9 protein-coding genes are annotated in these 9,676 nt (G+C 67.0%); 5 read left to right on the top strand and 4 right to left on the bottom strand.

Going from position 1 to position 9,676, the window contains the following annotated elements:
- Positions 1–228 precede the first annotated feature (228 nt).
- The 3 genes from K2Y56_RS21755 to trpA form a co-directional block, all read right to left on the bottom strand.
- Positions 229–1,554, bottom strand: coding sequence for a folylpolyglutamate synthase/dihydrofolate synthase family protein (locus K2Y56_RS21755; RefSeq protein WP_292512654.1), 1,326 nt, complete (start codon positions 1,552–1,554; stop codon positions 229–231).
- Positions 1,555–1,612: 58 nt separating this feature from the next.
- Positions 1,613–2,542, bottom strand: a complete 930-nt coding sequence (accD, locus tag K2Y56_RS21750) for an acetyl-CoA carboxylase, carboxyltransferase subunit beta (RefSeq protein ID WP_292512651.1) — start codon at positions 2,540–2,542, stop codon at positions 1,613–1,615.
- Positions 2,543–2,667: 125 nt separating this feature from the next.
- Positions 2,668–3,522 carry a tryptophan synthase subunit alpha gene (gene trpA / locus K2Y56_RS21745; RefSeq protein WP_292512648.1) on the bottom strand — a complete coding sequence of 285 codons (855 nt, stop codon included), beginning with the start codon at positions 3,520–3,522 and terminating at the stop codon, positions 2,668–2,670.
- 169 nt (positions 3,523–3,691) lie between these two features.
- Between trpA and K2Y56_RS21740 the strand changes: the two genes are divergently transcribed.
- The 4 genes from K2Y56_RS21740 (at position 3,692) to gluQRS (ending at position 7,314) form a co-directional block, all read left to right on the top strand.
- Positions 3,692–5,725, top strand: coding sequence for an ATP-binding protein (locus K2Y56_RS21740; protein WP_292512645.1), 2,034 nt, complete (start codon positions 3,692–3,694; stop codon positions 5,723–5,725).
- Between the two features lie 45 nt (positions 5,726–5,770).
- Complete coding sequence (locus K2Y56_RS21735; protein ID WP_292512642.1) at positions 5,771–6,049, top strand: hypothetical protein; 279 nt, start codon at positions 5,771–5,773, stop codon at positions 6,047–6,049.
- A gap of 102 nt (positions 6,050–6,151) precedes the next feature.
- Positions 6,152–6,355: a hypothetical protein gene (locus K2Y56_RS21730; protein ID WP_292512640.1), complete on the top strand. Its 204-nt coding sequence runs from the start codon at positions 6,152–6,154 to the stop codon at positions 6,353–6,355.
- Positions 6,356–6,432: 77 nt separating this feature from the next.
- Complete coding sequence (gene gluQRS / locus K2Y56_RS21725) at positions 6,433–7,314, top strand: tRNA glutamyl-Q(34) synthetase GluQRS (RefSeq protein ID WP_292512660.1); 882 nt, start codon at positions 6,433–6,435, stop codon at positions 7,312–7,314.
- A 4-nt stretch (positions 7,315–7,318) separates the two neighbouring features.
- On the opposite strand, the gene K2Y56_RS21720 is transcribed toward gluQRS, so the two are convergent.
- The gene (locus K2Y56_RS21720) at positions 7,319–9,355 is read right to left on the bottom strand and encodes a M23 family metallopeptidase (RefSeq protein WP_292512657.1); all 2,037 of its coding nucleotides are present in this window, start codon (positions 9,353–9,355) and stop codon (positions 7,319–7,321) included.
- Between the two features lie 131 nt (positions 9,356–9,486).
- Here K2Y56_RS21720 and K2Y56_RS21715 point away from each other — a divergent pair.
- The coding region (locus K2Y56_RS21715; RefSeq protein ID WP_292512637.1) for a hypothetical protein at positions 9,487–9,676 on the top strand (190 nt) is incomplete at its 3' end.

The raw sequence follows: 9,676 nt of genomic DNA, 5'->3' as shown, positions 1-9,676 counted from the left end.
CAGGTGAAGACCGGGACCGGAACGAAGACCGGCGGCGCGGCGCGCCGCGGAAGGTCGGCAGCCGAAGCGGTGGCGGTGAGCGCCGTGAAAGCGGCGAGCGAAGTCAGAAGCTTCTTCATCGATTGTCCCCAGGTAGATGTTCGATCAAGCGTAAAACTACGCGATCTCCCCTTGCAGAGATGTAACCGTGAGGACACAGCCGCAAAGCTAAGGGTTACTCGAGGCTTCTCAGGTTGGCGGCGTTCCGTTTGCGGTGAGCACAGCGCCCACGAGATAGAGCGATCCGCAGATCAGGATCCGCGGCGGCTGCTCGAAAATAGTATCGGCCAGCCCTTCGATCGCCGCCTCGACGCTCGAAGCAACTTGTGCGTTGAGGCCGACCTCTGCGGCGATGGCCGCGATCTCCTCCGCGGGCCGCGCGGCCATCTGACCGGCGATAGGCACCGCAACGAGACCTCGCGCGAGACCGACAAAGTTACGCAGGAATCCTTCGGCGTCCTTCGTTCCGAGCAGGCCGGTGACGAGCACCAGCGGTACGTCACTGCGTTCGCCGAGATCGGCCATGGCGGCAGCCAGGATTCGGCCGCCGTCGATGTTGTGGCCGCCGTCGAGCCAGAGTTCCGCGCCCCGCGGCGCCAGATCGGCGAGCCGGCCGCGATTGAGGAGCTGGAGCCGGCCCGGCCAATCGACGTTGCGCAACCCTGCTTCCACCGCATCGATGCCGATGTCGCCGAACCCCGCAGCCCGTAGAGCTGCGATCGCCGTTCCGGCATTGGTCAACTGGTGCCGGCCGCTCAGGCGAGGCGGCGGCAGGTCGAAGAGGTCGGTCTCGTCCTGGTAGACGAGCCGGCCGTTCTCCTCGTGAACCGAGAAATCCTGGTTGCCGACCATCACCGGCTTGGCGCCGACCGCTTCGGCTTGGCGGCACAGGACTGCGTCGGCCTCGGCATAATCCTGCGCGGCGATCACGGCCGGGCAGCCGCGCTTGAAGATGCCCGCCTTCTCGGTGGCCACGGCCTCCACCGTGTCGCCGAGATACTCGGCGTGGTCGCGGCCGATGGGGGTCACCACCGCCGCGGCGACCTCGTCGATCACGTTGGTGGCGTCGACTCTTCCGCCGAGCCCGACCTCGAGGAGCAGCACGTCGGCGGGGGCCTCGGAGAACAGCAGCAGTGCCGCTGCCGTCGTGATCTCGAACACGGTGATCGGATCGCCGGCATTGACCGCTTCGCAGCGCGCCAGCGCCTCCGCGAGGCGGTCCTCGGGGACGAAATGTCCGCCGCCGATGGCACCCATGCGGATGCGCTCGTGAAATCGTACGAGGTGAGGGGAGGTGTAAACGTGGACCGCTAGACCTCCGGCTTCCAGAATGGCGCGCATGAAGGCGATGGTCGATCCCTTGCCGTTCGTCCCGGCCACGTGGATCACCGGCGGCAATCGCCGCTCCGGATGCCCGAGCCGTTCCAAGAGCCGCTCGATCCTGCCGAGAGAGAGGTCGATCGTCCGGGGATGCAATGCGAGGAACCGCGCCATCAGCGCGTCTGAGGAATCCATGGCGGAGGAATCCATTGGGTGGCGCTTGGGTCGGGGGCGATTCTGACGTGAGACCTGATCAGGCCGGATTGGCTGCGGACAGGCTTTGGCCAGGCGGATGGGGTATTCCTGTTGCCGGCATCATACCCGATCCCTGGTTCATGAGGAGGCCGCACAGGCGCACGATGGTTTCCTTCAAGGCATGGCGATGGACGACCTGATCGATCATGCCTCGCGCCAGAAGGTATTCCGAACGCTGGAAGCCGTCGGGCAGCTTCTCGCGGATCGTCTGCTCGATGACGCGCGGGCCGGCAAAGCAGATGAGCGCGCCGGGTTCGGCGAGGTGGACGTCGCCCAACATCGCGAAGGAGGCGGTGACCCCGCCGGTCGTCGGGTTCGTCAGGACGACGATATAGGGAAGCTTGGCCGCATTGAGCCGCCGGATGGCGACGGTGGTGCGCGGCATCTGCATCAGCGAGAGGATGCCCTCCTGCATGCGTGCACCTCCGGACGCCGAGAACAGGACGTAGGGGGTTCGCTTGTCCAAAGCCGTCTCGGCGCCGCGAATGAAGGCCTCTCCGGCGGCCATGCCGAGCGAACCGGCCATGAAGGCGAAATCCTGCACGGCCAGGGTCATCGGCAGGCTGCCGACCCGGCCGAATCCGATCTTGAACGCGTCCACCATGCCGGTCTTGGTCCGCGCCTCCTTGAGACGGTCCGCGTAGCGCTTCTCGTCGCGAAACTTGAGCGGGTCGGCCGTTACTTCGGGGAGCGGCACGTCGATCCAGGTGCCCTCGTCGAACATCATCTTGAGACGGGCCTGGGCGCTCATCTTGAGATGGTGCTCGGAGCCCGGGATGACCCAGTGGTTTCCCTCGACCTCCTTGTGGAAGACCATCTGCCCGGTATCGGGGCATTTGACCCAGAGGTTTTCCGGCGTCTCGCGCTTGAACAGGGTCTTGATCCGGGGCCTGACGACCTCCGAGATCCAGTTCATCGGTTCTACCATGATCCAGTACCGTTCCCGTGCGGCCCCGTGCCTGCGAGCGAAGCGGCGCACGCGATCCGGAGATGAGCCTATCAGGAGTTAAGGCGTGCAAGCCTCGGATGCTACCGCATCGACCGGAGGGCGCGTCACGCCGATGCCCGCGCCGTCTCCCTGACGCCTACCGCGAGCTCGTTAACGAGCCGGGTGACGGCCTCGACCGTGCCCGGACCGGCTTTCCCCTCCGCGTCGAGGGAGCGGTGAAGCGCGTCGACGAGGGCCGAGCCGACGACGACCCCGTCGGCGCCCCTGGCGATCGCCGCGGCGTCGGCACCGGTCTTGACGCCGAACCCGACGACGATCGGCAGGTCTGTATGGCGGCGGATCCGCGACACGGCCTCGGCCACACGGCCGAAATCCGGCGTCGCTGTCCCGGTGATTCCGGTGATGGAGACGTAATAGACGAAGCCTGCCGTGTTCGCGAGCACGGCGGGAAGGCGGCGCTCGTCGGTCGTGGGGGTGGCGAGACGAATGAACGCGAGCCCCTTGGCGAGGGCTGGCAGGCAGAGCTCGTCATCCTCCTCCGGCGGAAGGTCGACCACGATCAGGCCGTCGATACCGGCTGCCACCGCGTCATCGATGAAGCGATCGACGCCGTAGGTGTGGATCGGGTTGTAATACCCCATCAGGATCACGGGTGTGCTGGTGTTCCCGGTCCGGAAGCGGCGCACGAGGTCGAGGGTCGCGACGACGCCCTGGCCTCCCTTCAGCGCGCGCAGGCCCGCCGCCTGGATCGCCGGGCCATCGGCCATAGGATCAGTGAAGGGCAGGCCGAACTCCACGATGTCGGCCCCCGCCGCAGGCAGCGCCTCCAGCACCTTCAGGGATGTCTCGGCATCGGGGTCGCCGGCCATCACGTAGGTGACGAGGGCGGCGCGTCCCTCGGCCTTGCACCGGGCGAAGGCCGCGTCGATGCGCGTCGTGACGGAACTCGGTGAGGTCATGGCGTCCGGTCTTGTCGGGTTTCGCCCGCGCTACACCATCGAGACCCGCCCGTGAAGCGGCAGCGGTCCCGCGATCCGCGAACGCCTGCGATCTCGCTGATCATCCTAAGGCGTCCTTCACGCTTGTCAGACATGGTCCGGTCGGCCGCCGGAGGCCGGAGGGACATCGATGACCGGGTTCGAGACCCTCGCCTGCATCGTGATCGCCCTGGCCGCCTGCGCGATCATCATCGGGGTTCTGCACGGCAGGGCCGGATCCGGACTCGACCATGCCCAGATCGAGCATCTTCACGGCAGGATATGGCGGCTGTCTGAGAGCGAGGAGCGATACCGGGCGCTCGTCGAGGCTACGACCGAGGTCATCGTCCAGCGCGATGCCCAGGGCCGCATCACTTTCACCAATGCGGGCTTCGCCCGGCTGATGGGACGGGAGCCGATCGACCTCCTGGGCTCGACCGCCGACCTCTCCATCCTCGCCCACGGACCCGTCGAGAACCGGGCCGACGGCGTGCGCCGGATCGAGCTCCAGATCATGCCGAAGGATGGCACAGCGCGCTGGTTCTCGTTCATCGAGATGCCGGTGGCCGACGCGCAGGGCCTCCCGCAGCTGTTGCGAGCCGGGTCCGACATCACCGCGCGCGTCGAGGCGACCCGCTCCCTCGACGAAGCCCTGCATCGCGCCGAGACCGCGAACGTGGCGAAATCCCGGTTCCTGGCCACCGTCAGCCACGAGTTCCGCACGCCGCTCAACGGCATCCTGGGGATGGCCGACCTTGTCCTCGAGACCGGACTCGACGCCGAACAGCGCACTTACGTCGAGGCGGTGCGCACCTCCGGCAAGGCCCTGCTCTCGCTCATCGACGGCATCCTCGACTTCTCGCGAATCGAAGCCGGTCGCCTCGACCTCGCCGCCGACCCCTTCGACCTGTGCGACCTTGCCGAGAGCGTCGTGGAACTCCTCGCGCCGCGTGCCCAGGACAAAGGTATCGAGATCGCCCTCGACGTCGCCGACGACATCCCCGCCCTCGTCATCGGCGATGCCGACCGCGTCCGCCAGATCCTGACCAATCTTGCCGGCAATGCGGTGAAGTTCACCGCGCAGGGCGGTGTCGGCGTCTCCATCGCCCGGTGCGACGAGGGGATCGCCCTGTCGATCGAGGATACCGGGCCGGGCATCCCGGAGGACCGAATCCCTGTCTTGTTCGAGGAATTCGAGCAGGGGGACAGCAGCGCGAGCCGCCGTCACGAGGGCACCGGCCTCGGCCTCGCGATCACCCGCCGTCTCGTGGTGCTGATGGGCGGACGGATCGATGCAACGTCGACCCTCGGAGAGGGCAGCCTGTTCCGCGTCGTCCTGCCACTCGCGGGCTTGAGCGAACCGTCGCCGGCCGTCGCGTACGACGATCGATCGGTGCTCATCGTCGCGGCCTCGCCGTTCGAGGCGCCATTCCTCGGCCGCCGATTGGCGCGTTCGGGCGCCCTGGTCACGCTGGTACCGAGCACGGAGGCAGCAATGGCGGCTCTTGCCGAGTCCCCGTTCGATTCCCTCATCGCCGACAGGGCTCTCGGGGACGTCGCCGTGCGAACGCTGGCGGTCGAGGCTCGTCGCAGAGGTGTACGCTGCAGCCTCATCCTGCTGTCTCCTTTCGACCGGCGCGAATTCGGGGCACCGGGCGCGGCGGGGTTCGACAGCTATCTGGTCAAGCCCGTGCGCGCGCGGTCGCTGTTCGATCGCCTGCTCGCGCCTGCGCCAATCCAGGCCGATGTCGTGGAGACGGAGACGGCGGCGCCCCGCCCCACCACGTCGCGACGCCTCTGCGTGCTTCTCGCGGAGGACAACGCCATCAATGCGCTGCTGGCGACGCGGGCACTGGAGAAGCTCGGCGCGCGCGTGGTGCTCGCTCGAGACGGGCTCGAAGCGCTCGCCCAGCTCGATCTGCCGGCCAATGCCGAAGCGCCTGCCTTCGCGCTGGCCCTCATCGACATCCGGATGCCGGGGCTCGACGGCCTGGAGACCGCCCGCCGCATCCGCGCCCGTGAGGCCGAGCGTGGCCTGCAGCGCCTCCACCTCGTCGCGCTCACCGCCAATGCCGGCCCTGCCGACGAGGAGGCTGCGTTGAAGGCAGGCTTCGACGGTTTTCTCGCCAAGCCGCTCGACCTCAAGGCCCTGCCGGCTCTCCTCGACCACCGTGCGGCGGCATGATCGCCGCTGCGTTGACATGGGCGCGAGCCCGCGCGAACACGGCGCATGGTTCCAGGATACGCCTCCGCTGCCTCGACAGGACCACGTGACGGCCTTGTCGCCATCGCCATCGCGTCGGTCGTCTTGGCGACGGTCCTGATCGCGCACCTCGTCCCCGCCGCCCATCGGCCGCAACCGGCGGCACCCGCGGCGGATGTCACCTGTGCCGAATGGAGCGACGGTTGCCGCACCTGCCAGCGGCTGCCGGACGGGGTCGCCTGCTCGACCCCCGGCATCGCCTGCACTCCATCCGCCCAGACCTGCGAACGCCGCGCCGGCGGCTGAACCGAGGACCTGTTCTCAGCCCCGACGGCATGCGATCACGTCTTCAGGTTCTCTTCGTCGCGGTGGGTGGCGAAAATCGGCTGCACATGCCATATCGGGCGCATGAGCGATACAATCACCAACATCCACCCGTACTCCCTCGAGATCACGCCGCCGGCCAATCCGGGGGGAGTCTATCAATGGCTGATCCGCAAGAACGGCAAGCTGGTGCAGCGCTCCGACCGCAGCCAGCCGACCGAGGCGAAGGCTCGCGAGAACGGCATGTCCCAGATCGAGAAGCTGCTCTCGGGCGTGGGCGACCGCTAGCGACAGGGTTCAGGCCCTGCCGCAATGTTGCCGGCGGGGCTTGAGCTTCTGGCATTCGAGCTGTCCTCAAACCCGGCCTGACGTTGACGAGGCCCGTCTTCCGGTTCGCACCGAGCCCGAATGGCCGTCTGCATCTCGGCCATGCCTATTCAGCCTTCCTGAACGCAGCTTTCGCCAGGGCGATGGACGGGCGGTTGCTCCTTCGGATCGAGGATCTCGATCCTGTGCGCTCGCGACCTGATCTCGTCGAGGCGATGATCGCGGATCTGGCGTGGCTCGGATTACGGTTCGATCCGCCTGTCCTGAGACAGTCCCGGCGGATCGATCACTACCTCGGGGCGATCCAGTGGCTGGCCGGACGGGGGCTCGCCTACCGCTGCTTCTGCTCGCGCAGCTCGGTATCGGCCGATGCGTTGGCATCTGAACGAGTCACGGGGTTGCCTTGGCCCAAGGACCCCGACGGTGCTTCTCTCTATCCCGGCACGTGCCGTGAGCTTGCACCCTCCGTGATCGAAGACCGCATCGCTGCGGGCCTACCGCATACCTGGCGCCTCGATATGGAAGCAGCCTGTCGTGCCGCTCCTGGCCCGCACCGCGTCGAGGCGTTCGGCTGGGGTGAAGGAACGACCTTGTCCGTGGCGGATCCGGCGCGCTGGGGCGACGTGGTGATCGGTCGACGTGACGTTCCGGCGAGCTATCACCTCGCGGTGGTCATTGACGACGCCGCCCAGGGCGTTACCCACGTCGTGCGTGGAATGGACCTGAAAGCCGCCACCGACATCCACGTTCTGCTTCAGGCCCTCCTCGGCTTGGACAGCCTCTGCTATCACCATCATGCGCTGATCCGCGACGACCTGGGCGACAAGCTCGCCAAGTCGCGCGGCTCGCAATCGCTCGCTGATCTTCGTGCGGCAGGCTGGACCACGGAGATGATCCGGAGTCGGCTGGGATATCCGTGAAATGTCAGCGCATCGTGTCGCGCTGAGCGAGGGCCGTTCCGTTTCGTCCCTTCTGCATCACGCCATCGATCTGCTCGCGCTGGCGCCGGAACTCGGCGAGCAGGCGGCCATCGAGTTCGCGTCCGCGCGGTACCCGGATCTTCATGGGATCGACGAAATGGCCGTTGATGATGACTTCGTAATGGAGGTGCGCCCCGGTTGAGAGGCCGGTGGAGCCGACATAACCGATGACCTGCCCCTGGCGGACCTTGGCGCCGGATGTCACGCCCCGTGCGAAGCGGGACATGTGGTTATAGGTCGTGACGTAGCCGTTGATATGCTGGATCTCGACCCGCCTTCCGTAGCCGGAATCCCACTCTGCCTTGATCACCGTACCGTTGCCGGCGGCGACGATCGGAGTGCCGATCGGGTTCGACCAATCGACGCCGGTATGCATCTTGGCATAGCCGAGAACCGGATGGCGGCGGTAGCCGTAGCCCGACCGCATGATGCCGTCGGCGATCGGCTTGCGGATGAGGAACTTCTTCAGCGAACGGCCCTGATCGTCGAGGTAGTCGATCGAGCCGTCATCGGGTGACTGGAAGCGGTAGACCTTGCGCGACTCGCCGTTGAGGCTCAGGGCGGCGTAGAGGAGATCGGGCCTGTCCGACGCGGCGGCACCGGCATCCTCGTCGTAGCCGTAGAACACGTCGAGGCTGTCGCCCGACGAGATACGGCGCTGGAAATCGACGTCGTAGCCGAAGATCCGCACAAGGTCCTCGACGGCGCTGCGCGGCAGTTCGTGGCGGGCCGCGGTTTCGTAGAGGCTCTGGTACAGACGCGGCCCCGAGCCGCCCTCTTCCTCCTCGCCCTCCGCTTCGACGGCGGCCGGCCCCTTGCGGGCCGGGGCATCCTCCACGGGCGGTGCGACGGAGACGAAGCTGCCGCGGTCGTTCATCGCCGCGATCGCCTCGATGCCGCTCTCTCCGTAAAGGATGACCCGAGTGACCTGGCGCGGGTCGCCGGGCTTCGGGCCCGGTGCGACCTGCATGCGGAACTGCTGTCCCTCGGGCAGATCGCCCGATCGCGCCTTCCCACCCAGCGCCGAGAGGATTCCGCGGATTTGCGCCTCCGAGGCGCTGCCCGTGCCTTTCAGAATCGCCTCGAGGGTCTCGCCGCGCTTCACCGCGAGGTCGCGCTCGTCGACGAGGGGATGATCGCCGCTGCGGATCTCGGATTTTGCCAGCCGCGTGACGTTCTCCGGCACGACGAGGACGTCGATCGACTTGAACGGGCTTTTCTCGCTGGGAGCCAAGGCACTGCCGCCGAAATCCGGTGCCGCGAGCGATTGCTGCAAGGTACGCGAGAGCATCATCTGCGGCGCCAGCGGGATCGCGGCGCGGCGTCCCGCTTCAGCCGCGAGCCGTCGCTCCTCGGCGACCTGCGCCGTGACGTCGTCGTCGTTCAGCGCCGGTGTGCCGGGCACGACGATGACGGAGACGAGATCGCGCTTGACCACCGAGACTTCCGCATTTGGCCCCTCAGCCGCGGCAGCCGGCTCGGCAGCGCGTTCGGCCGGTTCGTCCGAGATGAACTTCATCGGGTCGAAGCGCGGCGTCTCGGCGGCGAAGATGCCTGTCGACATCGAAAGTGCGGTCGAGATCCGGACGAAGGGCCGGATCTTGATGATCTCCCGGTCGCCCAGCCTCACGGTCACGGGCGCGCGGAAGCTTTGCTTGGCCGAGGCGATCATCAGGTTGCGGACCTGGCGATCACCCTTGCGCGAGACGTTGATGCCGGCCTCCGCCGAAGGGCGCACGGTTACGGCGACGCGCTCCGGGATCGCCGCGAAGGAAACCTCGCCCTGAAGCGATACGATGATCGCGCCGCCAATCAGGGCTGCTCCTGTCAGGCCGGTCAAGGTGCTCGCGCAGAGCCAGCGCAGGTTGACGTCGCGGCGGTCGACGCGGTTCGCATCGGGACCGAGCAGATCCAGCGGCGGCTCGTTGCCTTGCGTCGAACGAGGCGCGAACTCGCTGGCGGCGCCATTCGAACTCGCAATCCTGCTCGCGATCTTGAGACGGCCTCGCGTCACCTTGCGCCTTTAGCTTCTTGAAGAGCGCTGCTCGCGCGACGAACGAGAGGGGTGGAGCGCCAGAAGGCTCAAGCATGTCGGGGGGCACGATGTCGAGAATGAGGCACGCCACCACCACCACGGCGACGATACCCGGAGGGATGACGCATCGTCCGCCCCTCCTCATTTTCCTGTTGACGCGTCGGGCGTGGTGGGATTACAAGAACGACATCGGCGCTGGCCACGTTTGTGGTTTGGCGTTGTTTTCATCTTTGGGGTTTGGCGGGTTGGCTTGCCTTTTGATTGGGG

Origin of the sequence: Methylobacterium sp., assembly GCF_019745455.1 — a bacterium.
Classification (GTDB): Bacteria; Pseudomonadota; Alphaproteobacteria; order Rhizobiales; family Beijerinckiaceae; genus Methylobacterium.
Note: the sequence above shows the minus strand (reverse complement) of the source record. Positions and strands in the feature narration are given on the sequence as shown.